The organism is Methanobacterium alcaliphilum (assembly GCF_023227715.1).
GTDB lineage: Archaea > Methanobacteriota > Methanobacteria > Methanobacteriales > Methanobacteriaceae > Methanobacterium_E > Methanobacterium_E alcaliphilum.
The window spans coordinates 1-823 of the sequence record NZ_JALKIF010000033.1 but is presented as its reverse complement, the minus strand read 5'-3'; the positions used below and the strand labels follow the sequence as shown (position 1 = coordinate 823).

The following is an 823-nucleotide window of genomic DNA, read 5'->3' as shown; positions in this document are numbered from 1 at the left end:
AAAGCTCAGTTAATAAACTACCAATATCTTCTCTTAAACCCATTATTAATCCTCCAATATAATTTTTAATACTTTCAAGACATTCAGCAGATTGGAATTTTTTGCGAGGAATTTATCATTTAACAATATATGGTCAAATAATTTTCCAATCATGGTCTAAACTTTAATAACGAATTTGACTCTTAACTATCCGTATATTCTATAACGTCTTTAATTACATATGAAGATTAATTTTATACTTCTAGAGGTAGTTGTGATTTTTCGCATTTGAGCTAAATTTATAAAGAATTGATGACAATTTATAGAACTTTATAAAATATTCAAAAGATTATTGATCTCTCTGCGATGGTGGTTTTTCCTGTATTTAATGCTGCTCTAAAACCACGATTTTGAGAGTTTTTTCTGACATTTCTTTGGATATCCTTTTAAAAAAGATTATTGATATATTTTTAAAAAGATAAATTAAACCCTTAGAATGATTTAAGGGTTATTTGACTGTTTCCGTCTGCAGAATCAATTTCTTCTATGATAAATGTTTCCCCAGTCACGGCCTCCATCATAGCAGCATAAACTAATGCCACAGGACAACCAATATGGCGAGGAATGTCATTTGCAACTAAGTAATCTGTGAAATAGTGAAATTTACAGTTATTTACTTTGAGGTTCAAGGTGTCACCATTTAAATCAGAATCAATGCCCTCTGCTAGACCCATATTGTTTATGAGGTGGTTGGTTAAAAAGGATATGGCATCTTTGGGAGTATCAATCTTTGGTTCTATTCCCAGTGCTGTGGATCCTACTATTGATAGTCTCCATAGGTCTT

The 823-nt window shown here is 31.2% G+C and carries 1 protein-coding gene; it reads right to left on the bottom strand.

The annotated features are described in order from the left end of the window. Positions 1-470 precede the first annotated feature (470 nt). Positions 471-823, bottom strand: a 353-nt coding sequence (locus tag MXE27_RS11735; RefSeq protein WP_248612637.1) for a hypothetical protein, incomplete at its 5' end; no start/stop codon positions are given.